This window comes from Bradyrhizobium sp. HKCCYLS3070 (assembly GCF_051167575.1).
GTDB lineage: Bacteria > Pseudomonadota > Alphaproteobacteria > Rhizobiales > Xanthobacteraceae > Bradyrhizobium.
In genome coordinates this window covers 766,122-792,340 of record NZ_JBNPTI010000002.1, presented here as the reverse complement: position 1 = coordinate 792,340, position 26,219 = coordinate 766,122, and the positions used below count along the sequence as shown (strand labels likewise).

Annotated in this window: 23 protein-coding genes; 12 read left to right on the top strand and 11 right to left on the bottom strand. The window is 65.8% G+C overall.

The genetic code is table 11. The features are described from left to right. Position 1: 1 nt before the first annotated feature. Positions 2 to 823, top strand: coding sequence for a hypothetical protein (locus ACQR03_RS12295; RefSeq protein WP_316171358.1), 822 nt, complete (start codon positions 2 to 4; stop codon positions 821 to 823). 318 nt (positions 824 to 1,141) lie between these two features. Here the strand turns inward: ACQR03_RS12295 and mutY are convergent, their stop codons facing one another. Next, positions 1,142 to 2,245 carry an A/G-specific adenine glycosylase gene (gene mutY, locus ACQR03_RS12290; RefSeq protein ID WP_316171357.1) on the bottom strand — a complete coding sequence of 368 codons (1,104 nt, stop codon included), beginning with the start codon at positions 2,243 to 2,245 and terminating at the stop codon, positions 1,142 to 1,144. Between the two features lie 125 nt (positions 2,246 to 2,370). Here mutY and ACQR03_RS12285 point away from each other — a divergent pair, with 125 nt between their 5' ends. The 9 genes from ACQR03_RS12285 (at position 2,371) to ACQR03_RS12245 (ending at position 12,690) form a co-directional block, all read left to right on the top strand. Further along, positions 2,371 to 2,850, top strand: a complete 480-nt coding sequence (locus tag ACQR03_RS12285; protein ID WP_315717265.1) for a DUF721 domain-containing protein — start codon at positions 2,371 to 2,373, stop codon at positions 2,848 to 2,850. A 118-nt stretch (positions 2,851 to 2,968) separates the two neighbouring features. Further along, positions 2,969 to 3,625, top strand: coding sequence for a DsbA family protein (locus tag ACQR03_RS12280; RefSeq protein ID WP_315717267.1), 657 nt, complete (start codon positions 2,969 to 2,971; stop codon positions 3,623 to 3,625). Positions 3,626 to 3,868: 243 nt separating this feature from the next. Continuing rightward, positions 3,869 to 7,333, top strand: a complete 3,465-nt coding sequence (gene smc, locus ACQR03_RS12275; RefSeq protein ID WP_315826976.1) for a chromosome segregation protein SMC — start codon at positions 3,869 to 3,871, stop codon at positions 7,331 to 7,333. A gap of 63 nt (positions 7,334 to 7,396) precedes the next feature. Continuing rightward, the gene (locus ACQR03_RS12270) at positions 7,397 to 8,386 is read left to right on the top strand and encodes a small ribosomal subunit Rsm22 family protein (RefSeq protein ID WP_315826977.1); all 990 of its coding nucleotides are present in this window, start codon (positions 7,397 to 7,399) and stop codon (positions 8,384 to 8,386) included. A gap of 144 nt (positions 8,387 to 8,530) precedes the next feature. Next, complete coding sequence (locus tag ACQR03_RS12265) at positions 8,531 to 8,959, top strand: COG4315 family predicted lipoprotein (protein ID WP_315750410.1); 429 nt, start codon at positions 8,531 to 8,533, stop codon at positions 8,957 to 8,959. Between the two features lie 189 nt (positions 8,960 to 9,148). Next, positions 9,149 to 9,706 (top strand): LemA family protein, encoded by a 558-nt coding sequence (locus tag ACQR03_RS12260; RefSeq protein WP_315717271.1) that lies wholly within the window; start codon positions 9,149 to 9,151, stop codon positions 9,704 to 9,706. Between the two features lie 33 nt (positions 9,707 to 9,739). Then, positions 9,740 to 10,939 carry a M48 family metallopeptidase gene (locus ACQR03_RS12255; protein WP_316171351.1) on the top strand — a complete coding sequence of 400 codons (1,200 nt, stop codon included), beginning with the start codon at positions 9,740 to 9,742 and terminating at the stop codon, positions 10,937 to 10,939. A gap of 264 nt (positions 10,940 to 11,203) precedes the next feature. Next, positions 11,204 to 11,965 (top strand): hypothetical protein, encoded by a 762-nt coding sequence (locus tag ACQR03_RS12250; RefSeq protein ID WP_009025709.1) that lies wholly within the window; start codon positions 11,204 to 11,206, stop codon positions 11,963 to 11,965. 56 nt (positions 11,966 to 12,021) lie between these two features. Next, entirely contained in the window at positions 12,022 to 12,690 is a 669-nt protein-coding gene (locus ACQR03_RS12245; RefSeq protein ID WP_315717273.1) for a hypothetical protein, read from the top strand. A gap of 16 nt (positions 12,691 to 12,706) precedes the next feature. On the opposite strand, the gene ACQR03_RS12240 is transcribed toward ACQR03_RS12245, so the two are convergent. Continuing rightward, the gene (locus ACQR03_RS12240) at positions 12,707 to 13,246 is read right to left on the bottom strand and encodes an adenine phosphoribosyltransferase (RefSeq protein WP_172133418.1); all 540 of its coding nucleotides are present in this window, start codon (positions 13,244 to 13,246) and stop codon (positions 12,707 to 12,709) included. A 135-nt stretch (positions 13,247 to 13,381) separates the two neighbouring features. Next, positions 13,382 to 15,544 (bottom strand): anthranilate synthase component I, encoded by a 2,163-nt coding sequence (locus ACQR03_RS12235; protein ID WP_434841229.1) that lies wholly within the window; start codon positions 15,542 to 15,544, stop codon positions 13,382 to 13,384. Positions 15,545 to 16,557: 1,013 nt separating this feature from the next. On the opposite strand from ACQR03_RS12235, the gene ACQR03_RS12230 reads away from it, so the two are divergent. Then, positions 16,558 to 17,982 (top strand): tetratricopeptide repeat protein, encoded by a 1,425-nt coding sequence (locus ACQR03_RS12230; RefSeq protein WP_434841230.1) that lies wholly within the window; start codon positions 16,558 to 16,560, stop codon positions 17,980 to 17,982. Between the two features lie 62 nt (positions 17,983 to 18,044). On the opposite strand, the gene ACQR03_RS12225 is transcribed toward ACQR03_RS12230, so the two are convergent. The 3 genes from ACQR03_RS12225 to ACQR03_RS12215 form a co-directional block, all read right to left on the bottom strand. Then, positions 18,045 to 18,881, bottom strand: coding sequence for a DUF3658 domain-containing protein (locus tag ACQR03_RS12225; protein ID WP_434841231.1), 837 nt, complete (start codon positions 18,879 to 18,881; stop codon positions 18,045 to 18,047). Next, positions 18,878 to 19,105: a hypothetical protein gene (locus ACQR03_RS12220; RefSeq protein ID WP_315750406.1), complete on the bottom strand. Its 228-nt coding sequence runs from the start codon at positions 19,103 to 19,105 to the stop codon at positions 18,878 to 18,880. Before ACQR03_RS12220 ends, ACQR03_RS12225 begins: the two co-directional genes overlap by 4 nt. A 177-nt stretch (positions 19,106 to 19,282) precedes the next feature. Further along, positions 19,283 to 19,855, bottom strand: a complete 573-nt coding sequence (locus tag ACQR03_RS12215) for a TetR/AcrR family transcriptional regulator (RefSeq protein ID WP_315717278.1) — start codon at positions 19,853 to 19,855, stop codon at positions 19,283 to 19,285. Between the two features lie 133 nt (positions 19,856 to 19,988). Here ACQR03_RS12215 and ACQR03_RS12210 point away from each other — a divergent pair, with 133 nt between their 5' ends. Continuing rightward, positions 19,989 to 20,405, top strand: a complete 417-nt coding sequence (locus ACQR03_RS12210) for a 4-oxalocrotonate tautomerase (RefSeq protein ID WP_315717279.1) — start codon at positions 19,989 to 19,991, stop codon at positions 20,403 to 20,405. A gap of 60 nt (positions 20,406 to 20,465) precedes the next feature. Here the strand turns inward: ACQR03_RS12210 and ACQR03_RS12205 are convergent, their stop codons facing one another. The 5 genes from ACQR03_RS12205 to petA all read right to left on the bottom strand — a co-directional run bounded on the left by ACQR03_RS12205 (position 20,466) and on the right by petA (position 26,146). Beyond that, on the bottom strand, positions 20,466 to 21,518 hold the full coding sequence (locus ACQR03_RS12205; RefSeq protein ID WP_434841232.1) for a hypothetical protein: 1,053 nt from the start codon (positions 21,516 to 21,518) through the stop codon (positions 20,466 to 20,468). 635 nt (positions 21,519 to 22,153) lie between these two features. Continuing rightward, complete coding sequence (locus ACQR03_RS12200) at positions 22,154 to 22,828, bottom strand: dienelactone hydrolase family protein (protein WP_315717281.1); 675 nt, start codon at positions 22,826 to 22,828, stop codon at positions 22,154 to 22,156. Positions 22,829 to 23,021: 193 nt separating this feature from the next. Then, complete coding sequence (locus tag ACQR03_RS12195) at positions 23,022 to 23,354, bottom strand: YnfA family protein (protein ID WP_316193426.1); 333 nt, start codon at positions 23,352 to 23,354, stop codon at positions 23,022 to 23,024. 128 nt (positions 23,355 to 23,482) lie between these two features. After that, positions 23,483 to 25,555, bottom strand: coding sequence for a cytochrome c1 (locus ACQR03_RS12190; RefSeq protein ID WP_315717284.1), 2,073 nt, complete (start codon positions 25,553 to 25,555; stop codon positions 23,483 to 23,485). Positions 25,556 to 25,615: 60 nt separating this feature from the next. Then, positions 25,616 to 26,146 (bottom strand): ubiquinol-cytochrome c reductase iron-sulfur subunit, encoded by a 531-nt coding sequence (gene petA / locus ACQR03_RS12185; RefSeq protein WP_315717369.1) that lies wholly within the window; start codon positions 26,144 to 26,146, stop codon positions 25,616 to 25,618. Between the last annotated feature and the right edge of the window lie 73 nt (positions 26,147 to 26,219).

Genomic DNA, 26,219 nt, shown 5'->3' with positions numbered 1-26,219 from the left:
CATGAAGCGAACGAGCATGACCGCTGTGGTGGCGGCAGCATTGTCCATGAGCTTGGCCGGCTGCGGAACTTACATACCGCAAATGCAGGAGGCTTGGGAAACTTCGCGTACGCCCGTGCTTACCGCAGGCGGCGATCTTGAATTTAAAATTCGCGAGAAAATCTACTGCGATATCGTTCAAGCAGTGCACGACAACGATTCACTGCTGCCTAGTCGATGGGGTGTGCAGACAACGGTGGATCTTCAGGTGGACGAGACCGGCGCCCTGAACCCCGGAATTTCCTTCATCGAACCTCTCGCGGACAGTCAATCACGTTCGCTCGGCCTCGGCGGTACGCTCTCTTCCCAAGGTACGCGCGAAGACAAATTTGGAAACTACTGGAATCTCGACAAGCTTCGGAATTTTCCCGGCGGCACGTGCGCTCAAGACCGTCCATCATTTCACGGTTCGTCCTTCCTCCTCGAGAGCCAATTGGGCATCTCGGAATGGCTGCGCGACCGGCTGCAATCCGAACTAGCGCTCCCGTCCTCGGCATTGCCCAAGGACGCCGGCGACACGTTCAAGCAAGACGTGCTGTCCTATCACGTCAAGTTCGTGGTGATCTCTTCCGGCACGATCAACCCGGTCTGGAAACTCGTCCGGTTTTCCGCCGGCGACGGGTCCACGCTCGGATCTCTGAACCGTACGCGGACCCATGATCTTCTGATCACATTCGGGCCCGCGTTCAAGCCCGGAGGCGCCAACGTCGCGTTGCTCTCGCACCAAGCCCAGGAAATCGGTATCGCGGTCTCGAACGGCAATCGGTCGTTGGCGCCGCGATAGACGCTTTCCAAAGGTGGTCCGAAATCCATCTTCGAAGTCGCACACGCATCACCACAACAACGCGGTCGGCGGACGCGGTAGGCGCTTTTTTCGATCGAGCCGATAGGCTCTTCGGGCCTCTTCGCGCTTTTGAAAGTGGGCTATCAGGAAAGATCGCATTTCGAGCTTTACGATCGTGAGGAAATTGGAGGCTAGGGTGTGGAGGCTAGGGGGCCCGCACGACAGCTCTGCATGAGCTGTGTGGCGTAGGGCGCGCCTTTGCCCGCCTTACGCCACACAGCTCACGGAGGGCCTTCAGCCTCCATCACACGCGTAGCTTCAATCCCCAAGCCCGTGCGCGACGACCTTGCGCATCACGTTGGGCAGCGCCTCGCCGTCCAGCGTCGCGATCGGGACCCAGCGCATGCCCTCCGGGGCGCGTGTCCGCGCCGGGACCCGCGCGGTATAGACCACGAGCTCCAGCGGGAAATGCGTGAAGACGTGGGTGACGACGCCGAGCCTGCGGTGCCAGCGTTTCACGCCGGCCAGCTCCGGCGCTTGGGCGAGCGCGTCGGCATCGTCCTGGCCAGCGAGCCATTCCGAGCCGGGAACCTCGGTCATGCCGCCGAGCAGGCCCTTTGCGGGGCGGGAGCGCACCAGCAGCTCGTCGCCTCGGATGACGACGAAGGCGGCGCCGCGCCTGAGCGTGCCGGTCTTCTTGGCGGCCTTGCGCGGGAACGTCTCCTGGTCGCCGCGCTCGCGTGCGGCGCAGTCCTCGCTCAAGGGACACAGCGCGCAGGCCGGCTTCTTCGGCGTGCAGATGGTGGCGCCGAGATCCATCAGCGCCTGCGCGCTGTCGCCGGCGCGCGACGGCCCGAGCAGCGTCGCTGCCAGCGCCTGGATCTGCGGCTTGGCCTGCGGCAACGCCTCCTCCACCACGAACAGCCGCGAGACGACGCGCTCGATGTTGCCGTCGACCGGCATGGTCAGCCGATCGAACGCGATCGCGGCAATGGCCGCCGCGGTGTACGGACCGATGCCGGGCAGCGCGCGCAGCCCCTCCTCGGTGTCCGGGAACACGCCGCCATGCTCGCGCAGCACGGTGACGGCACAGGCATGCAGGTTGCGCGCCCGCGAATAATAGCCGAGGCCGGCCCACATCCGGAGCACGTCGTCGAGCTCGGCGCTGCCGAGCGCGGAGACATCCGGCCAGCGCGCCAAAAACTTCTCGAAATACGGCCCGACCGCCTTCACCGTGGTCTGCTGCAGCATGATCTCCGACAGCCAGACGCGATAGGGATCGGAGCGCTGCCCGGCCGGCGCGCGCCACGGCAGCCGCCGGCGGTGGCGGTCGTACCAGGCGAGCAGTTGTGCGGGGCGCTCGGCGGAGCCGCGATTCTCTGGTCGGCTCTTGCGCTTGGAAGGAAGGGCTGATGACACCATTGGCTTAATCTAGTACGTCAGGAGCCATCGTCGCCCGCTGGACCGCCGTCTCGTCTGCGGCATCCACGGCTTTCTTCGAGCCCCGGCGGCTCGGACGGGCGGCAGACCACGAGAAGCCTGCATCGATGGCAAAGCCCGGCCGCCTCACCGCAAAACCGCTGTCGCTCATGATGGGCGACGTGCTGACGGCCGCCTATGCCAAGCAGGGCTTTGCCGCGCGCGAGCTGGTGACGCGCTGGCCGGAGATCGCGGGGCGCGAGATCGCCGAGCACGCCCAGCCGCTGAAGATGCAATGGCCGCGGCCGGTCGAGGGCCAGCCGCAGGAGCCGGCGACCTTGATCCTGCGCGTCGAGGGGCCGATGGCGCTGGAGATCCAGCATTCGTCGGACGTGATCCTGGAGCGGGTCAACCGCTTCTTCGGCTGGCACGCGGTGGGCAAGCTGGCGCTGCGACAGGGGCCGCTGTTGCGCCCCCCGGTGAAGCGCCGCCCGGTGCCGCCCGATCCGAAGACGGTCGCGAAGGTCGCGCAGACCCTGACCGCGATCGAGGACGACGCCCTGCGCGACGCGCTGGCCCGCCTGGGCGCCGCCATCAAGCGAAATTGACGCTGACGCTTTGATCCCCATTTGCGGCCCGGCATTGCCTCCGGGTGGGTTTCAAGCTAGCGAAAAGCCGAGTTACGAGCGTTTCAGGCGCGAGATGCGCCCATTTCGGAGCAGAGCCTTGATCATCACCCGCCGCGCCTTCACCGCTGCCCTGTCGCTGACCGGCCTCGCCGCGCTGGCCGGCTTCTCCCCGCTGCGGCTGATCTCGGACGCGATGGCGCAGAGCGCCGCCGATGTCGCCAAGCCTCAGTCGTTGCCCGACATGGCGATCGGACCGGCGGACGCTGCGGTGACCATCACCGAATATGCCTCCATGACCTGCCCGCACTGCGCGGCGTTCAACGCCACCGTGTTCCCGAAGCTGAAGGCCGAATACATCGATACCGGCAAGATCCGCTACATCTTCCGCGAGTTCCCGCTCGACATCAAAGCCGCCGCGGGCTCGATGCTGACGCGCTGCATCGCCAAGGACGACGCGCAGAAGTATTTCGCGGTCACCGACATGCTGTTCCGCTCGCAGAACGACTGGGTGGTGAAGAACACGACGGAGACGCTGACGCGGATCGGCAAGCAGGCCGGTCTCAGCCAGCAGCAGGTCGAGGCCTGCCTCAAGGACCAGGCGTTGCTCGACAAGATCGCCGCCGACCAGAAATATGCGAGCGACATTCTTAAAGTCGATTCGACGCCGACCTTTTTCATCAACGGCGAGAAGATCAAGGGCGAGGCTTCGATCGAGGAGTTTCAGAAGAAGATCAACCCGCTTCTGAAGAGCTGATTCGAATCACTGAGTCATCAAAGACACAGCGCGGCCCCTCAATGGGGCCGCTTCTGTTTCGTGGGCCGTTCGCCACGAGAAAGCCTTGGAAAAGCAGGCCCGGCGGGTTGCCCTGGGGACCAGCCCTCGCCATTGTCCCGCCCTCAGAATGAGGCGCCAGGGCGACTCAGTCCACATTGACATTGCCTTCCATGGTATTGTCGGGGCTGGGAGATTCGTCTCCCGCCAACAGAGAATCTGTGCATGAAACTCACGCGTCTTCGTCTTCACGGTTTCAAGACGTTCGTCGAACCGACTGACTTCGTGATCGAACCCGGCCTCACCGGCGTCGTCGGTCCGAACGGCTGCGGCAAGTCGAATCTGGTCGAAGCGCTGCGCTGGGCGATGGGTGAGACCTCGCACAAATCGCTGCGCGCCGCCGACATGGACGCGGTGATCTTCTCCGGCTCGAACACGCGTCCATCGCGCAACCACGCCGAAGTGGTGATGACGATCGACAACAGCGATCGCACCGCGCCGGCCGCCGTGAACGATCGCGACATTCTCGAGATCTCGCGTCGCATCGAGCGCGAGGCCGGCTCGGTCTATCGCATCAACGGTCGCGACGTGCGCGCCCGCGACGTGCAGATCCTGTTCGCCGATGCCGCCACCGGCGCGCGCTCGCCCGCGCTGGTCCACCAGGGCAAGATCGGCGAGATCATCCAGGCCAAGCCCGAGCAGCGCCGCCGCGTGCTCGAAGACGCCGCCGGCGTTGCCGGCCTGCATGCGCGCCGCCACGAGGCCGAGCTGCGGCTGAAGGCGGCAGAGACCAATTTGCTGCGTGTCGAGGACGTCATCGGCCAGCTCTCCGGCCAGATGGAAGGCCTGCGTAAGCAGGCGCGGCAGGCGATCCGCTATCGCGAGGTCGCCGCCAAGGTGCGCAAGGCCGAAGCCACGCTCTATCACCTGCGCTGGATGGGCGCGCATGCCGACCTCAACGACGCCGCGCATGTGCACGATGTCGCCGTGCGCGAGATGGCGGAGCGGACCCGCGAGCAGGCCGAATCGGCCCGCATTCAGGCGATCCGTTCGTCGCATCTGCCGGCGCTGCGCGAGGCGGAAGCCCGCGCCGCCGCGACGATGCAGCGGCTGAAGAATGCCCGCGATCTGCTCGACCGCGAGGAGGTGCGCGCCAAGGAGCGCGTTAGCGAGCTCGATCGCCGCCTGATGCAGCTCACCGCCGACGTCGCGCGCGAGCAGCAGCAGAACCAGGACGCGCAGGTCGCGCTGCAGCGCTTGGAGACCGAAGACGCGGAGCTGAAGGAAGAGATCAAGGCGCGCGTCGAGATGCGCAGCGGCGTCGACGAGCGTGTCGCCGAGGCCGAGGCTGATCTGGCCGAGACCGAGCGCCAGTTCACCGAGCTGACGACACAGCTTGCCGACCTCACCGCGCGCCGCAACCAGCTCGAAGCCAACGTCCGCAGCCATCGCGAGCGTCTCGCCCGCCTCGACCAGGACATCGCCAATGTCCGCGCCGACGAGGAGCGACTGGCGCAGGAGACCGCGCATCTCGGTGATCTCGACACGCTCGCCGCCTCGCTCGAAGCGGCCGAGGAATCCGAGGCGCAGGCCGAGGCCGCGGTGCAGACCAACGAGTCGGCGCAGGCCAATGCGCGGCAGAAGCTCGAAGCCTCGCGCGCCCCGCTCGCCGAGGCCGAGAAGCGGGTGCAGCGGCTGGAGACCGAGGCGCGCACCATCTCCAAGATGGTGAACAGCGAGACCAAGAATCTGTGGCCGCCGATCATCGACGGCGTCACCGTCGCCAAGGGCTATGAGAAGGCGCTCGGCGCCGTGCTCGGCGACGACCTCGATGCGCCGGTCGATGCCTCCGCGCCGATGCACTGGACCGTCGCCGGCGCCGAGGTCACCGATCCCGCGCTGCCCGACGGCGTCGAGCCGCTCGCGGCCTATGTGCAGGCGCCGCCGGAGCTGTCGCGCCGCCTGGCCCAGATCGGCGTGGTGTCGCGCGACCGCGGTGCTCAACTCGTTTCTCAACTCAGGACCGGCCAGCGGCTGGTGTCGCCGGAAGGCGACGTCTGGCGCTGGGACGGCTTCATCGCCGCCGCGCATGCGCCGACCGGCGCGGCCCGGCGCTTGGCCGAGCGTGCCCGCCTGATCGATATCGAGGCCGAGCTCGAGCAGGCGCGCATCGATGCCGCCAACAAGCGCCAGGCGCTGGAGAGCGCCGAGGCCGAGGTGAGGGCCGCGACCGCCGCCGAGAGCGCCGCGCGCGAAGCCTGGCGCGCCGCGCAGCGCGAGGTGAACTCGGCGCGCGAGCGCCACGCCAATGCCGAGCGCGAGATCAATCGCCATTCGGCTCGCAAATCGGCGCTGGTCGAGGCCTCGACCCGCCTCGCCCATGACCGCGCCGAGATCGCCGAGCTGCACCAGAATGCGCTGGAGGCGATCGAGGAGCTGCCGGCGACCACCGAAGCCGATGGCCGGCTGGCGGCCGTGCGCGCCGAGATCGAGGCCAAGCGCCGCGCCGCGGCCCAGGTGCGCGCCGAGGCCCAGGCGCTGGCCCGCGAGGCCGAGCTCGCCGACCGCCGCGTGCAGGCGATCATCAGCGAGCGCAACGACTGGTTCAACCGCATCCGCGGCGCCGGCTCGCAGATCGCCACCATCGAGGCGCGCATCGCCGAGGTGAAGGACGAGCGCGCCGAGCTCGACAACGCGCCGGAGATCTTCGCCGAGAAGCGCAGCGCGCTGATCGACGAGCTCGCCATCGCCGAGGAGGAGCGCCAGGTCGCGGCCGACGCGCTCGCCGAGGCCGAGACTGCGATGGGCGACACCGACCGCGCTGCGAAAGCGTCGCTGGAAGCGCTGTCCAAGTCGCGCGAAGCAGCCGCCCGCGCCGAGGAGCGGCTGGAGAGCGCCAAGCGCCGCGTCGGCGACGTCGAGCGCGAGATCCACGACATGCTCGAATGCGAGCCGCAGGCGGTCGCGGCGATGGCCGAGATCGGTCCGGACACGCAACTGCCGCCGCTGCACGAGATCGAAGAGACCTTGGAGAAGCTGCGCCGCGACCGCGAGCGGCTCGGCGCCGTCAACCTCCGCGCCGAGGAAGAACTCACCGAGGTCGAGGGCTCGCATACCGCGCTGACCACCGAGCGCGACGACCTCGTCGAGGCCATCAAGCGGCTGCGCCAGGGCATCCAGAGCCTCAACAAGGAGGCGCGCGAGCGTCTGCAATCCTCGTTCGAGACCGTCAACGACCACTTCAAGCGGCTGTTCACCGAGCTGTTCGGCGGCGGCGAAGCGGCGCTGCATCTGATCGAGAGCGACGATCCGCTCGAGGCCGGCCTCGAGATCATCGCCAAGCCGCCGGGCAAGAAGCCGCAGACGCTGTCGCTGCTGTCGGGCGGCGAGCAGGCGCTGACGGCGATGGCGCTGATCTTCGCGGTGTTCCTTACCAACCCCTCGCCGATCTGCGTGCTGGACGAGGTCGACGCGCCGCTCGACGACCACAACGTCGAACGCTTCTGCAACCTGCTGCACGAGATGAAGGGCTCGACGGAGACCCGCTTCATCATCATCACCCACAACCCGATCACCATGGCGCGCATGAACCGGCTGTTCGGCGTCACCATGGCCGAGCGCGGCGTGTCGCAGCTCGTCTCGGTCGCGCTCGACGAGGCCGTGAAGATCCTCGACCAGCAGGTGGCGTGATCTTGCTGCGTCATTCCGGATTGCCGCCTGCGCGGCGGCCGGACTGACGCGTGGAGAGGACCGATGATCTCTCCTGATCTGCCCGCCGCGCTGAAGGCGTCCCTCGAAGCCATGCTGCACGGGCAGTCGCGGCAGGATGCAGCCGCCCGGGCGGCCCGCATCTCGGCCGCCTACCGCAGCGGCGGCAATTCCGGAACGATCACGAGCGACGCCGACGCCATTGCCTATGCCACGGTGCGAATGCCGGCGACCTACGCGGCGGTCGTTGCCAGCCTCAATGCCGTGATGCAGGCGAGCCCGGACTTCGCTCCGGCCTCGCTGCTGGATGTCGGTGCCGGACCAGCGACCGCGAGCTTCGCTGCGGCGGAAGCGTTTCCGCTGCTGACCTCGTTCAACGCCGTCGATTCCAATCCAGCGTTGCGCGGGCTGGCGCTGACGCTCGCTGACGACACGATGCGCCTCCGCGACCTCTCTTATGCGCTGGGACCGGCGCGAGCGCTGCTCGATCGTGCCGGAAGGGCCGATCTCGTCATCGCGAGCTACATGATCGGCGAGCTGACGGAGGCCGAACGCTCTGCGACCGTCGATGCGCTGTGGGCCCGGACCGGCGATACGCTGCTGATCGTCGAACCCGGCACGCCCGCCGGCTATCAACGCATCATGGCGGCCCGTGACCGCCTGATCGCAGCCGGGGCTCATGTCGCGGCGCCCTGCCCGCACGCAGCGCCGTGTCCCCTCGTGGCACCGGACTGGTGCCACTTCGCGCAGCGGCTGGCGCGGTCGCGGGCACATCGCGAACTGAAAGGGGCTGACGTCCCGTTCGAGGACGAGAAGTTCAGCTTCGTTGCCCTCACCCGCAAGCCAGCAACGCATCGGCCCGCCGCACGCGTGCTCGCGCCGCCGTCGGTCACCAAGGTCGCGACAACCGCGAAGCTGTGTCAGGCGGACGGCGCCGCCGGCGTCATCAGCGTTCCCCGCCGCGACAAGCCCGCCTTTGCCGCCGCCCGCCGGTGGGACTGGGGCGACGGCGTGGAGCCGCCGTCACGGCCGTAGATACCGTCGCGGCCGCAGATGGTTAACGACAGGTCGTGTTTGTCTCTCATTTTCGCGATTTCGCGAAACCCGAGAGAAATCGCTGCTTGCTACGGTGAGCTGCAACAGGCGCTGGATGCGCTGCTCACACGGGAACGCGTTTCGATGTTCAGGACGATGATGATCACCGCCGCGCTGCTGGCTTCGGCAGGAACGGCCCTGGCAAACGGCCACGGTGGTGGATCCTCGGCACCGCCCCCACCGAAACAGGAGGGCCCGCCGGCCAAGGCCATCGTCGGCAAGAACGGTCCCGTCCTGGTCGACCCAAAAGGAATGACACTCTACTATACCGAACGCGACAACACCGGGAACAAGTCGACCTGCGACGGTGCCTGTGCCGAGAAGCGGCCGCCGCTGATCGCCCCCGACAACGCAACCGCCAGCGGCGACTTCACCGTCATCACCCGCAGCGACGGCAAGAAGATGTGGGCCTACCGCTACCGGCCGCTCTACACCTCGCAGCTCGACAGCGTCCCCGGCGATATCAAGGGCAACGACCCCACGCAGCAATGGCGGGTCGCCCGTCCCTATTGAGCCCTGCGCATCGTTGCCTCCGACGCCAATTCGGTCGCCTGGGCGCCCATCGAACGGACCGGCCAGGCTCAAGCGACTTGAACGGGCATCCCCCCTGATGCGACCAATGCACGCCGGTCCACCTGCGGACCGGCGGCGCCGTCGCGTGTCGGCCGCCTCGTTCTCCCGCCCTCTCCCTCGGAGCCCGTCATGTCCGGCTGGATCGTCCTCGGCATCATCGTCATTCTCGTGCTGTTCGCCCTTGGCGCCTACAACCGGCTGGTCGCCCTCAGCCAGCGGGTCGGCCAGGCCTTTGCCGACATCGACGTCCAGCTCAAGTTGCGCCACGACCTGATTCCGAATCTGGTCGAGACCGTGAAGGGCTACGCTGCGCATGAGCGCGGCACCCTCGACGAGGTCATCAAGGCTCGCAATGCGGCGATGTCGGCGCAGGGCCCGGCCCAGGTCTCGGCCGCCGAAGGCCAACTTTCCGGCGCACTCGGTCGCCTGATCGCGCTGTCCGAGGCCTATCCGGACCTCAAGGCCAACGCCAACTTCCAGCAGCTCGCCGGCGAGCTCTCCGACATCGAGAACAAGATCGCCGCCAGCCGCCGCTTCTTCAACAACGCGGTCCAAGAGTATAATACCGGCATCCAGCAGATGCCCGCCGCACTGTTCGCCGGGACCTTCGGCTTCACACGCAAGGAGTTCTTCGATCTCGGCGCCAGCCGGACCGAAGTCGAGGCCGCGCCGAGCGTCAAGTTCTGATCCCGCGCCCTCCGCGCTGAAGGGTCCGACGCCATGGCCGCCTACGGTCTCTACACCCACATCGCATCGAACAAGACTCGTTCGGTGCTGCTGCTCGGCGGCCTGTTCCTGCTGATCTACGTGCTGGTGTTCGCCGGCGCGCTGATCGCGGAGGTCATGATCAACGGCAATGGCAGTGTCGCCTATTACATGAACGCGGCCACCCGCGACCTGATCAGGGCGCTGCCCTGGGCCACGCTGGGCGCGGCGGCCTGGATCGTGATCGCCTATTTCTTCCATCAGAAGATGATCGACGCGGTCACCGGCGGGACCGCGGTGACGCGTCAGGAGCAGCCGCGGCTTTACAATCTGCTCGAAAATCTCTGCATCTCGCGCGGCATCACCATGCCGCAGCTGAAGATCATGGACAGCCCGGCGCTGAACGCCTTCGCGACCGGCCTGAACCCGCGGCAATACGCGGTCACCGTCACGACCGGCCTGCTCGACGCGCTCGATGACCAGGAGATCGAGGCGGTGCTCGGCCACGAGCTGACCCATATCCGCAACGGCGACGTCCAACTGATGGTCGTGGCCGTCATCATCGCCGGCGTGGTCGGCTTCTTCGGTGAACTGTTCTTCCGCCTGTTCACCAACATGAGCTGGGGCGGCGGCTGGGGTCGCTCGTCGTCGTCCTCCTCCTCGTCCGACTCCGACCGCAAGGGCTCCGGCGGCGGGGCCATCATCGTCGTGATCATCGCGGTGGTGCTGATCGTGGTGGCCTGGCTGCTGTCCCAGGTGGTCAAGCTGGCCCTGTCGCGCACCCGTGAATACCTTGCCGATGCCGGGTCGGTCGAGCTGACCAAGAATCCGGACGCCATGATCACCGCCCTGCGCAAGATCGAAGGGCGCGGCGAACTGCCGGGCGCCACCTCCGCCGTCATGGAATTGTGCGTCGACAATCCGCGCGAGGGCTTTGCCGACCTGTTCGCCACCCATCCCTCGATCGATGCCCGGGTCCAGGCGCTGATCAGGTTCGCCGGCGGCCATGATCCGGGCCCGCTGGCGCTGCCCACGGACGAGGCACAGCCCGACGATACCGGAGCCGATGCTCCAGACGGCGACGCTCCGCCACCGTTGCCGTCCGGTGGTCCCTGGGGCCAGGCCGATGGCCCGGCCCCGCCATCTGGCCAGGGTCAAGCCGCTCCCCAGGGACCGTGGACCACCCCCGCGACCGGTCCCTGGGGCCGGCACTAGTCGCCGCCTTCGCCGCGGAATTCAGCCGCCAATCCCGTGCGACGGGCAATTGTCCTGCCATTCGCTTGCAAGTGCTTCCTCGCCGGCTCGAACGCGCGGGCCGGAATGCCTCCGATTGCTCCAGCCTGTTGCGGCGAAGGCGCAAATTTCCCCGGTCCCGTGCTGCAATGAATTTGAATTCTCCAGCGTTTCTGCCATGTTCGCGCCCAAAGCAGAATGCAATGCGCCGGCCCCCTGGCCGGCCTCAGGGCTGAAGGACTTTCCATGGCGAAACCGGCAGTGGTTGTGGTGGGTGCGGACAAGGGCGGGGTCGGCAAGACCACGGTGTCGCGGACGTTGCTCGATTATTTCAGCGCCAACAACGTCCCCACCCGGGCGTTCGACACCGAGCATCCGCGCGGCACCTTGAAGCGCTTCCACCCGGAGATCACCGAGATCGTCGACATGAATTCGACGCCGGACCAGATGAAGATCTTCGACACCCTGAGCGCGGTGGCGCCGTCGGTGACCGTGATCGACGTCCGCGCCGGCCTGATGTCGCCGACGCTCGCCGCGCTGCGCGACATCGGATTCCTCGACGCCGCCCGCTCCGGCCAGATCACCTTCGCGGTGTTCCACATCCTGGGCTCGTCGATCGCCTCGCTCGACGAGATCGCCGAGACGGCGAGCTACATGATCGGCGCGAAATATTTCCTGGTGAAGAACTTCATCAACAACACCAGCTTCTTCGAGTGGGACCAGTCGACCTACAATTCCTACTTCCACCGCATCAAGGACGCGACCGAGCTGACCATCCCGAAGCTCAACGAAATGGCGTTCGAGCAGGTCGAGGTCGCCTCGGTGCCGTTCCTCAAATTCGTCGCCAACAAGGGTCCCCGCGACGAGGCCGCCAACTACTCCTTCGTGCTGCGCGGCTATGTCCGGCATTGGCTCGCCAACGTCTGGAGCGAGTACGACCGCATCAAGCTGACCGACATCGTCGGCTCGACCAAGGCGGCGGCGCCGCGGCCGGCCGGGGAAAAATAGCAGCTCCGTGAAGGATGGGACTTTATCGCAACCGCATTTGACCTGATATAGGTCGGATGCCCGCGACGCCTGTCTACATCGTCTGCTCGCCCCGGCCGCAATCCGGGAAGACGCTGCTTGCGCGGGTGCTGAGCGAGTTCCTACTGCTGAAGAACGGCCAAGTGCTCGCCTTCGACGTCACCTTGCGCGAGCCGTCGCTGCTCGACTTCCTGCCGCAGATCACGGAGACCGCGACGATCGAGGACACCTACGGCAAGATCCAGCTGATGGACCGGGTGATCCTCAACGACGGCATCCCCAAGGTGATCGACCTCGGCTACTACTCGTTCGACGAGTTCTTCAAGATGTCCGAACAGATCGGCTTTTTGAAGGAGGCCGCGCGGCGGAACGTGGTCCCGATCATTCTGTTCTGCGCCGAAGGCGACCGGGTCTCGATGCGCGCCTACGATGCCCTGCGGCGCCAGATCCCGAAGCCCCAGCTGATCGTGGTCGAAAACGACCACGTCCTTCGCGAGGAGCTCCCCGACCTCTACAGCCGCAGCAAGCATCTGCACATTGCCGCCCTGCCCGCGTTCCTCAGAACCTATATCGAACGTTTTTCGTTCTCCTTCACCGGCTACCTGCGCCAGGAGAAGGACCCCTCCACCGAGCTCTATCAATGGATCCGGCGCAACTACTATGCGCTGCGCGAGATCGAGAACGAGCTTCTGATGCAGCGGTCCTGACGCCGCCGCGCGCTTCTCAGTGCCCTTCGAAGGAGATCAGCGTGCGCACGGGCACGTCGAGCGCGCGCAGCTTGGCGGCGCCGCCGAGATCCGGCAGGTCGATGATGAAGCAGGCCGCCACCACGGTCGCGCCGATCTGGCGCAACAGCTTCACCGCGCCCTCGGCCGTGCCGCCGGTGGCGATGAGGTCGTCGACCAGGATCACGCGCTCGCCGGGCTGCACCGCGTCGACATGCATCTCCATCTCGTCGGTGCCGTATTCCAGCGCATAGGACATGCTGACCGTCTTGTGCGGCAGCTTGCCTTTCTTGCGGATCGGCACGAACCCGGCCGACACCTGATGCGCCACTGCGCCTCCGAGGATGAAGCCGCGGGCCTCGATGCCCGCGACCTTGTCGATCTTGGAGCCGGCCCAGGGATGCACCAATTCGTCGACCGCGCGGCGGAACGCGCGCGCGTCCGCCAGCAGGGTCGTGATGTCCCGGAACAGGATGCCCGGCTTCGGATAGTCCGGAATGGTGCGGACGGTGTTCTTGATGTCCAGATCGAACGTCATCGTGCTCTCATTGCCTCGTTTGGCCGTGACCGCGAGGAATTCATCATTGCGAGCGAAGCGAAGCAATCCAGGGCCGCGAAAACAACTCTGGATCGCTTCGTCGCTCACGCTCCTCGCGATGACGGCAACCACCTCTCACCCCGGCTGATTGAGCCGGAACGCATTCTCCACGATCCTCAAACCCACGGCATCGCCGAGTGACATCAGCGATTCCGGATGGAACTGCACGCCGCCGACCGGCAGCGTCTTGTGCTCGATCGCCATCGCCACGCCGTCCTCGGTTGCCGCCGTGACGGTCAGCACCTCCGGCATGCTGTCGCGCTCGACGAACAGCGAATGATAGCGGCCGATGACGATCTCGTTCGGCAGGCCCTGCATCAGGCGGCCGCCGCGCACCTGGACCCGCGAGGGCCTTCCATGCGCCGGCTGGGCAAGCTGGCCGAGCTGGCCGCCGAAATACTCGCCCATCGCCTGCACGCCGAGGCACACGCCGAAGATCGGCAGCTTCTTCGCGAGCGCAGCGTCGATCGTCGTCGAGATATTGAAGTCCTCGGGGCGGCCTGGCCCCGGCGACAGCACGATCAGATCCCAGCTTCGTTCGGCAAGCATCTTCAGCGCGTGGACATAACGCACCACGGTGACGTTGGCGCCGACCTGGCGGAAATAGTCGGCCAGCATGTGAACGAAGCTGTCGTCGTGATCGATCAGCAGCACGTTCTTGCCGGAGCCGGTGGCATCCGGCGCGGTCGACGACAGCGGCTTCGGCGGATCGCCGCGCAGCGCCTGGAACAGCGCCGCCGCCTTGACCTGGCACTCGCGATCCTCGGCCGCGGGATCGGAATCGAACAAACAGGTGGCGCCGACACGGACCTCGGCGAGCCCGTCCTTCATGCGGATGGTGCGGATCGTCAGGCCGGTGTTGATCGAGCCGTCGAAATTCACCGCGCCGATGGCGCCGGCATACCAGCGCCGCGGCGAGCGTTCATTGTCCTCGACGAACTGCATCGCCCACAGTTTTGGCGCGCCGGTCACGGTCACGGCCCAGGCGTGGGTCAGGAAGGCATCGAGCGCGTCGAAGCCCGGCCGCAGCATGCCCTCGACGTGATCCACCGTGTGGAACAGTTTCGAGTAGGTCTCGATCTGCCGGCGCGCCAGCACCTTGATGGTGCCGGGCACGCAGATGCGCGCCTTGTCGTTGCGGTCGACGTCGGTGCACATGTTGAGCTCGAACTCGTCCTTCTCCGAGTTCAGGAGCTGGCGGATCTGCTCGGCATCGCCGATGGCGTCGCGGCCGCGGGCGATGGTGCCGGAGATCGGACAGGTCTCGACGCGACGGCCGTCGGAGCGGACGAACATCTCGGGTGAGGCCGAGACCAGGAACTCGCCGTCGCCGAGATTCATCAGCGCGCCATAGGGCGACGGATTGATCCGGCAGAGCCGCTGGAACACTTCCGCCGGCGAGCGCTCGCACGGCTCGGCAAAGAGTTGGCCGGGCACCGCCTCGAACAGGTCGCCGCGGGCAAACGCGGCGCGGGCCTTCTCGACCGTCGCCTGGTACTCGCCGGGCGCGTGATCGGCAAACCCCTGGCGCGGCTCCTTGAGATAGATGCTGGCGTCGGTGTCGCGCGACAGGCCTTCCGTCGACTGTCCGTTCCAGGAAAAATCATAAGACAGCACGACGCCGCGGCCGGTGGCGCGGTCGTAGGCCAAGAGGCGATCCGGCACGTAGAGCACGATGTCGCGCTGGTCCTTCTCGCGCGGCCGCTTCTGCTGGAGGTCCTCGATCTGGAACACGAGGTCGTAGGCGAAGGCGCCGAACAGGCCGAGCAGCGGGTCGTCATTGGCCGAGAGCGCCGCGATCATCGCCCGCACCAGCGACATCACGCTGGCGCGCCGCGTGCGCTGGTCCTCCTCGACCGGGGCCGGGCCGCGGACGATGTGTCCGGCGAGCCGCGCCGGCGAAGCTTCGGTGATGACCACACAGGGCTCGCGCAGCGTGTCCTTCAGGAACGCGATCAGCACCTCGCCGCGGCGGTTCAGCGCCTGCAGGGTGAAGTCAGTGCCCTTGGTCTCCAGCACCAGCGGCGGATCGGCGAAGCCGAGGTCGAAACTCTCGTAGCGGCCGGGCACGGTCGTGCCCGAGGACAGCACCACGCCACGGCGGTGGTCGAGCAGGTTGATCAGGTCATCGAGCCGGCTGGCGCCACCGGAAAACTGCTCGACGGCGCGCGTGATCGCGAGCCCGCTGGAGGTGCGGTAGTCGCTGCGGGCCGGAAGGGCGAAAACGGTCCTGTTCATGGGGTCCTCTTGGGCGTCCTCTTACGGAATTTGCCGAGGAAACGCCACACAGGACCAACCGGAAGCCGCCGCTGCGTGGCGGCCCCTCTGCGATCGAATGTCAAACAAATCGCACCGGCCACCTTTTACAAGGTGCGCCACCAGAGACGGGCTGGGCGGACAAGGGTGCTCATGCCGCGGAACTGACCACGGCGGGCAGCCGGGGTCAAGGGCGGCGGGGCCACAAATGGGGGTGATGCCTCAGCCGATCAACAGAGGCGCCGCGGGCCGGCTGCCCGATACAGCGCCCTCGCCCCTTGTGGGTCCCCTTGTGGGAGAGGGCATGTGCGGCCCATCCGCTAACGCGGCTGGGTGAGGGGTCTCTCTCCGCAGCGGCGCTTGCAGAGGCATACCCCTCACCCAACCGAGCATGCCGCTCTGTCCTACATGCCCTCTCCCGTAAGGGGCGAGGGCGCAATAATACGCACCGGCGAGCCGAAGGCACTGGCGCCGACGAGAATGACAAAGGAACATGCAGCAGCATTCTCGCGACACATGATGCCCGAGTGATGATCATCAATTCCGCCCTCCAAGTCGAGGGCGCAGGAAAGGCCGGGCATCGGCTGATGCCCGTGGCCCGCCTGCAGCAAAAAAAGCAGGCGGCAGTCACCACAGGTCAGCCGGACGACCGGCCTTCCCTGCGCGATGGTCTGACGGCTTATACGCACTCTCCCCGGGGACCGGGCTGTCTTGCCCCCGTGACCGGCGGATCATCATCACCACCGGCGCGGCCTCAGCGTCGGGAGGCCAGGACCATGCGACTTCACCGTGCGCGCCCGCCGTTCGTCCGCACGACGTCCGCCATGCTGCGACGTGACACGCCCACCGCATCTCCACCCCGCGTGTCGTGACGATCGCGATACGCCCCTCGTGCCGGGGTGGGACGGAGATATCAGAGCACGAATTCCGAAAAATAGAAACAAGAATGTTTTTTGGCGAAGGACTGGACAGGGCAAATCAGCTTGAGGCGGCTGATGAATTTCGCGGGGCGGCGCATGATCGACCAGCCCGGCACGGAGATCATCGGCAGAGCGAATATCCGAATTGCCGGGCATGCAGTGCCCGGTCTATGCTGCATCGTCTCCCTTGCTGAAGGCATTCGTCCTTTGCGACGCCATCCCCTGGCCTTGCCCGCCATGCTCCTCTTTGCCGCGGCGACGGCGCCCGACGTTGTTGCGCAGGGCGAGCCGCCACTGGCCTGGTGCCTGGACCGCCGTTTCCCGGCCGACCAGCGGATCGAGAGCTGCACCTTCGCATTGCAGTCCGATCGATGGTCCGGACAAGATCAGATCCACGGCTATTTCAATCGTGGCAATGCGTACTATGAGAAACAGGAGTACGACCGCGCCATAGCCGATTTCACCGAAGCGATCAGGCTCGATCCCTCCTACCCGGCGGCCCGCAACAATCGTGGGTTCGCCTACGCAGGCAAAGGCGACTACGATCGGGCGATTGCAGATTATGACGAGGCGATCAAGCTCGATTCGAAGAAGCCGCTCTACTACTACAATCGCGGCTTGGCCTACTTCTCGAAAGAAAATTATGATCGGGCGCTCACGGACTTCAATCGAACGTTGGCGCTGGACCCCGAGCAAGCCAAGCCCTACGTTGATCGCGGCGCAGTCCATGTTCTGAGGAACGACTTCGATCGCGGTCTCGCAGATATAGACGAGGCGATCCGACGCGACCCGACTGACGCCACCGCATACACCCTTCGCGCCGCCGTGCATAAACACAAGAAGCAGTTCGACCGCGCCATCGCCGACTACAGCGCTGCAATCAAATTCGGCCTGACGCCCGCGAAAGCCCTTAACGCCCATTTCAACCGAGGGATCGCGTATTTCGAAACAGGTGACATCGATCACGCCATCGCCGATTTCGACGAAACGATCAGGCGCGATCCGGGTCACGTTCTTGCCCATGTCAATCGCGGCATAGCATATGACGATAAGGGCGATCACGACCGTGCCATCATAGATTTCGGCGTGGCGATCAAGCTCGAGCCGCAACACGCGAAAGCATACATGAACCGCGGCGCGGCCTACGACAAGAAAGGCGATCATGACCGCGCCATCGCCGATTTTGACGAGGCTCTGAGGCTTAATGGCAAGCTTGCAGAGGCCTTCAACCGTCGCGGTATCGCCTACGACGACAAAGGGGATCACGACCGGGCCATCGTCGACTTCGATCAGGCCATCAGGCTCGATCCGAGCTATGCCGATGCCTACAACAATCGCGGCCTCGCCTACAAGGAGAAGGCAGACTACGATCGCGCGATCGCCGACTTCGACGCGGCCATCGCCCTGGCGCCGGATTTCTCCGAGGCTCAAGGCAACCGGGATGCGGTTCGCGAGCTGAAGAAGAGCCGCGGGGCTGCAATGCCGGCCCCGGAACGTTAGACGGGTCCGCGGCTGATGCGGACGCGGCGCTGGGTCCGGCCAACCCGGCTATTCCTGACGCGTCATGCGCAGCCGCCCGCTAACCGCAACTCACTGCGATGCATATCGAACAGGTCGCCACGAGACTCGAGGCAACCTGCTGCTACGAGCGCACGGGCGCGCGCGAACAACTCGATATCGCCCGTCTGCAGCACAATCGTCCCGGTTTCGCAAAGCGCCTCCCCGATAATGCTCGCCGCCTTCTGCCAGTCGGCCGTGGCAAATGACAGCAGCACCGAATCGAAGAACGAGATCGGCGCTGACAGCAATTCGCCGTCGCGAATGACGCGCAACGGCGCGTTCTCCGCTTTGAGGCGCGCCCAACGTTCTCGGCAGGCATCACGCCGGCTTGGCGACAGAACGGTCCGCAGATCCCACAGTGCATTGTCGCGAATTGTCTCCGGCGACACTAAACCCAGGCTGACGGCCAGCCGTGGCGCCTTCGGCCCTGTCTCCCCTGCCCGCACGACTGTGTCGGTGAGATCGACGATCTCGATCGGCTCATCGCCGAGCCGCCACAGGAGTTCGAGGAAGCCGGCATATTCCTGGGTCGATCGCCGCGTGAACCAGGCGATCCGTCGGTTGTTGCTCGAGAGTGCCTCGTCCCAGAACGATGTTGCCTGGCCGCCCACCTCTTCCCAGCCTGACACTTGCAATTCCTGGTCCATCCAGGCGGTTCGCAGCTCCGGGTCGGGTGGATTGATCGGACCAAAGCTCAGGCTGTCGGCAAAGCCAATCACGCGGTCGCTGCGCCCAGCCTGCTGGAGCGCAGCGCGCAACGTGCCTGCAGCGGACATGTTGAAGACGACATGAAGGATCGCGTGGGGAATTGTTATCTCCCTTGCCAGACGTGCGTTCACGTGGGGCGAGTCACGATGACGCTTCCCTCGCGCCCCATCGCCGCGCGAGCTTGCTGAAGCGCACCGATGACTCGATCGAGCTCTTCGGCCGCCATGAAGACCTCGATGTCGCCGTCCGTCCTCAACGACAGCGACAATCCAACGCTGCTGCCGACGACGCGAACCAGCACGCATGCGTCGTCGCCGGACGACTTGTCGACGAACGTGATCGGCTCGGTGCTCATGCGGGATCCAGGATCATCTGATAGGCCATGCTAGCAGATATCGAAACGTCGTTGGATTCGACATGCCGCCAAACTGGCGGTGCGCTCCCCTCCCCCTTGCGGACAGGGGAGCTCACTGGCGTTGGGGCGAGCGGCACCTCACAACTTGCGAAGCCGAGCGCTCGCGCGGCAGCGGCTCTACAGCAGCGCCAGCGCGGCTTGTTTGAGGTGGGCGGCGATGGCATCGCGGGCTTCGCGTGAGCCGACGCTGCGCGCCATCGTCACCCCTCCCGAGAGGATCGCCATCAGCGACCAGGCCTTTTGCAGCCGAGCTTCATCGGTGCTCCCCTGCAACCCCTTTGCGATCTGCTGCGCGACCCTTTCGAGCGCGGTGCCATAGGCGGCCTTCGTTTCCTCGCTGGCGCGCGTCACGTCCGGCGTCAGGCTCTGCAGTCCGCAGCTCGAGTCCAGGATGCAATGGAGACGTTCTCCGAGATAGAATGCGATGAACGCCTCGGCCCAGCGCGCTCCCATCTGCTGCTGAAGACTCGCAATGCCCGTCCTGAGATCGTCCAGCCCGGCCAACGCGGCGGCTTCGAACGCGGCGTCCTTCGACTTGAAGTGACCGTAGAACGCGCCGGACGTGACCCCGGCTTCCTTGGCGAGGCCGTCGACGCCGATGCCGCCATAGCCAAGCCGGCGAAAGCCGCGCCCCGCGGCCTCCAACAACTTCGTCTTTGCTTCCTGCTTATGCTCGGCGTGGTACCGCATCTGGCGCCTTCCATAGCGATCGTTATTTCATGCTTGACTGATAACGATCGTTATTCTATTTGTGGATCACGGTCGTTATATAATGACCGCCGTTCCCCGGGACAACCGCCCTAGGGCGAGCACAGGAGGAGTCATGCCGATCAGTCTCACACTCACCGAAGGCGTCATCGCTGCCGACCAGGCGCCGATCGCCGTTGCGCGGATCACGGAATCGTTCCTGAGACACCATGGTCTGGCGGGCAACAGGATCATGGGGGCGAACGTCACGGCCCATCTGAACATCCTGCCGAAGGGCCATACCTTCGCCGGCGGCACGCCGGTCGATGGCGCCTGGATCGAGACCAAGACGCCGTCATTCGCGCTCGCCAGTCACGAGGTCCAGACGGCGTTCTTCGGCGAAGCCACCGACATTCTGCATGACCTCTCCGGCGGGGCGCTTGCCAGGGACCGGATCTGGTCCAACGGCGTCCACGCCGTCGACGGCACCTGGAATCTGGACGGCAGGCCGATGACCAACGACGCGCTCGTGGGGGCCATCACCGCAGGCTGACCACGGTCATCACGGCCGCTACCGCATTGGGCGGCGGCGGCCGTGATGAATGCCGACCGCTCACGTCCCCGGCTTCACCAGCCCCAGCTCGGCGAACTTCATCTCCGTCGCCACCACCGCGTTCTCATACACCTCGCCGCGCTCGACGAAGTAGTTGAAGTAGCCGGCCGGCGTCTCCGGCTGGATCTCGACCAGCTCCACGGTCTTGTATTTCGGATCGGTGATCACGCCGTTCGCGATCAGGTCGTTGATGCGCTTGAGCGCGTCGACCTCGGCCTTGTAGCCGACCGAGAACCACATCTCCGTGGTCCAGTCCTGCACCTCGAACCAGTTGGCGGGCGCCTGGCCCTGCCACCCCTCGGCGAGCGGGCGGACGGCAAAGACGCGGTCGAAACCGTGCAGCTCGGAGATGATGCTGGCGCGGTGATAAGCGCCGTCCATCTGTCCCTGGGGCAGCTTGGTGAAGCCGTAGAGCGACAGCCACAGCGCGGCCTTGACCGCCTCCGGCGTGATCGGGCGGATGGCGCGCTCGGCCAGCACCTCGGAGGCGTAGCGCAGGTCGCGCTTGGCCGCCGATTGCCGCGCCTTGACGGCATGGGCGTTGGGAACCGACTTCTCCGCCGGCAGCAGCGCCCGCGCCGCCTCGTTGCCGTAGAGATAGCCGGTGCCGGTCTCGGGATCATAGGTGTTGAACACGACGCCGACCGACGTGGCGTTGAGCGTCTCCGCCGCGTGCGCGAAGTCGGCCTCGCTCCGCACCGGGACATATTGCTGCGCCGGCCACAGCCGGTCGGCGAGGGCGTTGAACGGGCCGTCACGCCAATCCGGCCAGGAGACGAAGCGCGCAAGCGCCTCGGCATAGGCGGGACGAAACACCCCGGGATAGCCGAACATCACCGTGCGCAACTGCGACGCCGGATCCCGGTGGCGGTCGGAGGACATCAGCTCGTTGCGCAGATCGAGACCCTGAAGCCACGCCGACAGCACCAGGATCTGGCCGGACGTCGCGGTGACGAGATCCGGCGTCACGCCCCAGGCGCGGGCAGTGTCGAGGAAGCCGGCGCCATGGGCGTTCAAGCCGCCCAGCCCGGCCAGCGCAAAGGCCACTCGCACGGCTTTCTCCATCAGCAGAGGGACCGGAGAACGCTACCTCAGATTGTTTCGGCGACGCAACCGACGGCGAGATGCGGCGAATTCGAACATCGAACGAAGCGACGCGCTTCGAACATGATCAATGCTCAGATCTCCGCGGGATCCCGGTGATTCGCCGAAACGTGACGGCGCCAAGCGACGAAAAGCTGCAGCCGGCGGCTGTGTGGTGCCTCACAACCTCATGTTGCGCGCGTGCACGCCGCCTCGGGTATCGACCCATGATTGTCGCAACCCAAAAAAGTTACATAACTTGCCTGTGCGCGAGGGCAACACTGTTGTCAATCTGCAATAGTATGGCAATGATTGGTTAACCATATTGAATTACCTTGGTTAACATGGCCCGCGGCAAACAGCCCTCAGTGTCGCATGCGCTCCCGAAGCAGCCGACGCTGCTCGATTGCTTCCTCGAAGCGCAGGCAAAGCGGACGAAGCGTCGACGGCGCTCCGCCGACGCAGTGACCAGCGCCGACCCCTTGGCTCCTTCAGACGACGCTCCGACTCTTGGTGAGGCCGAAGCGCCCTCGGCCGAAACCAAGGCCGCCCGCGCGGTTTGAGTCCGCACGGCGCGGTTTGGAACCGACGCGCCGGCCCTCAGCTCAGCCGAGGTGCTTGTGGAAAAACGCCGTGGCGCGGCCCCAGGCGAGCTCGGCGGCCCTGCGATCGTGCACGGTCATGCGCTGCTCGTTCACGAAGGCATGCTCGGCATCGTAGCGATAGAGCTCGAGCGACTTGCCGGCGGCCTTCATCGCCTTCTCGAAGCCGTCCACCAGCGCCGGCGTGCACCAATCATCCTTGTTGGCAAAGTGGGCCTGCAGCGGGATCTTGACGTCGGCCGGCTTCGCCGCCTGCTCAGGCGGAATGCCGTAGAACACGACGCCGGCGGCGAGCTCGTCGATCTTGGTCGCGCCGATGATCGTCACCGCGCCGCCGAGGCAGAAGCCGGTGAGGCCGACCTTGGCGCCGTTGCGCGCCAGATATTGCGCGGCCCCGCGCACGGTCTGCGTGGTCGCGTCCATGAAGTCGAGCGAGTTCATCTCCCGGCCCGCCGCATCCGTATCGTGATAGGGCACCACCGTGCCCTTGTACAGATCGGGCGCCAGCGCGTTGAAGCCGGCGAGCGCGAAACGATCGCACATCCCCTTGATCTGGTCCTGCAGGCCCCACCATTCCTGGATGACGACGACGCCCGGCGCATCGGCCTGCGCGGCCTTGGCGAGATAGCCCTTGGCCTCCTGGCCATCGGGGCGCTTGAAGCTGATCAGTGTGCCCATGTGTTCCTCCACAGGTTTTGTTGGAAGCTGAGGAGCGGGGTTTACCGCAAATGCGCGTCCGGCGCGACGGGAGGCGATCGGGTTCGCTGCAACGTGAGAGGATTCGTAGCCCGGATGAGCGCAGCGACATCCGGGGTCCTCGCCGGCACTGTTGCGATCCAGGATGTCGCTGCGCTCATCCGGGCTACGGGCGCTAGACCGGCATCGCGCGCGGCGCGAACAGGATCACGGCCATGCCGGCGAGGCAGATCAGGGCGCCGGCGGCGTCCCACGGATCGGGGCGATGGCCCTCGACCAGCCAGCCCCATAGCAGCGCCGCGGTGATATAGATGCCGCCATAGGCGGCGTAGGCGCGGCCGGCGAGCGGGCTGTCGGCCACGGTGAGAAGCGTCGCGAAGCCGGCGAGCGCGACCATGCCGGGCAACAGCCATAGCGGCGACTGCCCGAGCCGCAGCCAAGCCCAGAACGCGAAGCAGCCGCCGATCTCCAGCACGGCGGCGCCGGCGAAGGCGAGAAGTGACGGCATGGGCGAACTCCGTTTTCCCGGCTGCGCCGCGGACAAGGCCTCCCCTGGCCCGAGCCCAACTAACACAGGGACAACAAAAAAGCCCCCGGAGGGGCTTTTCGTTTTCATCAGACGTTTCCGATCACCGCTCAATGCGCGGCGGCCCAGACCCGCTTCTTGGTGAAGTACATCAGGCCGGCGAAGATGATCAGGAAGATGAACACCTGATAGCCGAGGCGCTTGCGCGCTTCCATGTGCGGCTCGGCGGTCCACATCAGGAAGGTCGCGACGTCGTGGGCATACTGCTTCACGGTGGCCGGCGAGCCGTCGTCGAACGTCACCTGGCCGTCGGACAGCGGCGGCGGCATCTTGATCGCATGCCCGGGGAAGTACTTGTTGTAGTACGAGCCGTCCGGAATGGTGACGCCGTGCGGCGGGGTTTCTTCATAGCCCTGCAGCAGCGCGTTGATGTAGTTCGGGCCCTGCTCCTGGAACTGGGTGAAGAAGTCGATCAGGAACCAGGGGAAGCCGCGCTTGTAGGAGCGCGCCTTGGCCATCAGCGACAGGTCCGGCGGGGCCGCACCGCCATTGGCGGCCCGTGCGGCCTGCTCGTTCGGGAACGGCGACGGGAAGTAGTCGGCCGGCCGGCCCGGACGCTCGAACATCTCGCCGGCGTCGTTGGGACCGTCCTTGATCTTGTACTCGGCCGCGAAGGCGGCCGCCTGCGCCGGCGAGTAGCCCGGGCCGCCGGGCTCGGCGAGATTGCGGAACGCCACATATTGCAGCGAATGGCAGTTCGAGCAGACTTCCTTGTAGACCTTGAGGCCGCGCTGCACGGCGCCGCGATCGAAGGTGCCGAACGGACCGGCAAACGACCACTTCGCCGAAGGCGGGTTCTCCTGGCCTTCGCTGGCACGGGCGTCGCCCATGCTGCCGGCGAGCAGCGACACCGCGGCGACCAGCGCGATCACGGTCGAGACCATCGGCGCCGCCTTGCGGCCGGACCTGGCCAGCACGTCGTCAGCGATCGAGTTCGGCAGCGGGCGCGGCCGCTCGATGCGCGCGAGCAGCGGCAGCACGATCAGGAAGTAGGCGAAGTACAGCACCGTCAGGATGCGGCCGAGCACGACATAGACACCCTCCGGCGGCTGCGCGCCGAGATAGCCGAGGCCGATGCAGACGACGACGAAGATCCAGAAGAACTGCTTGCCGAGCGGACGGTACTTGTTGGAGCGGGTCTTGGCCGAGTCGAGCCAGGGCAGGAACACCAGCACGATGATGGCCGCGAACATCGCGATCACGCCGGCGAGCTTGTTCGGGATCGAGCGCAGGATCGCGTAGAATGGCAGGTAGTACCATTCGGGCACGATGTGCGCCGGCGTCACCGCCGGGTTGGCCGGGATGTAGTTGTCGGCCTCGCCGAGATAGTTCGGCATGTAGAAGATGAACCAGGAATAGAAGATCAGGAAGCAGGCGACGCCGAAGAAGTCCTTGATCGTCGCGTAGGGCGTGAACGGCACCATGTCCTTCTCGGTCTTCGGCTCGACGCCGGCCGGGTTGTTCTGGCCAGTGACGTGAAGCGCCCAGACGTGCAGCACGACCACGCCGGCGATCAGGAACGGCAGCAAATAATGGAGCGCGAAGAAGCGGTTCAGCGTGGGATTACCGACGGAGTAGCCGCCCCACAGCAGGGTCACGATGCTCTCGCCGAAATACGGCACGGCCGAGAACAAATTGGTGATGACGGTCGCGCCCCAGAAGCTCATCTGGCCCCACGGCAGCACGTAGCCCATGAAGCCCGTCGCCATCATCAGGAGGTAGATGATGACGCCGAGGATCCAGAGCACCTCGCGCGGCGCCTTGTATGACCCGTAATACAGGCCGCGGAACATGTGGATGTAGACGGCGAGGAAGAACATCGACGCGCCGCAGGCATGCATGTTGCGCAGCAGCCAGCCGTAGTTCACGTCGCGGACGATCAGTTCGACCGACTTGAAGGCGAGGTCGGCATGCGGCGTGTAGTGCATCGCCAGGACGACGCCGGTCACGATCTGGATGCCGAGCATCATCGAGAGGATGGCGCCGAACGTCCACCAATAGTTCAGGTTCCGCGGCGTCGGGTAGGCAATGAAGGACGAGTGGACCAGGCCGATGATCGGAAGTCGTTGCTCGAGCCACTTCAAGGCGGGGTGGCTCGGCTGGTAGTCAGAAGGTCCACTCATGATGCGTTCCTGAAGAAATTATCTTGCACGATCGAGCGTGAGCTCAAGACGAACGTCTGCTCAGCCGATCTGGATCTTGGTGTCGGAAACGAACTGATAGGGCGGGACGGGAAGATTGAGCGGCGCCGGCCCCTGGCGGACGCGACCGGAGGCGTCGTACTGCGAACCGTGGCACGGGCAGAAGAAGCCGTCGTAATTGCCTTCGTGGGCGATCGGGATGCAACCCAGATGGGTGCAGATGCCGATCACGACCAGCCACTGCTCGTGGCCGTCCTTGGTGCGGGACTGGTCGGTCGCCGGATCCGGCAGGCTCGACACCGGCACCGCGCGGACCTCCTCGACCTGCTTCTTGGTGCGGTGGGAGATGTAGATCGGCTTGCCGCGCCAGAACACCTTGATGTCCTGTCCTTCGGCGACGGGCGCGAGATCGACCTCGATCGGCGCACCGGCCGCGATGGTCGAGGCATCGGGATTCATCTGGGAGATGAAGGGCCACAGGGCGGCCACAGCACCGACCGCTGCGGTCGCGCCCGTGGCGACGAAAAGAAAATCCCGGCGTGTCGGATGATCCGCAGTAGACGCTGTCACGATTCCAACCCTTTCTTCGTTGCAGCCGGTGGAACCGCCCCGCTCGACGTCTTACGATCTCGACCTTGGAGATCAC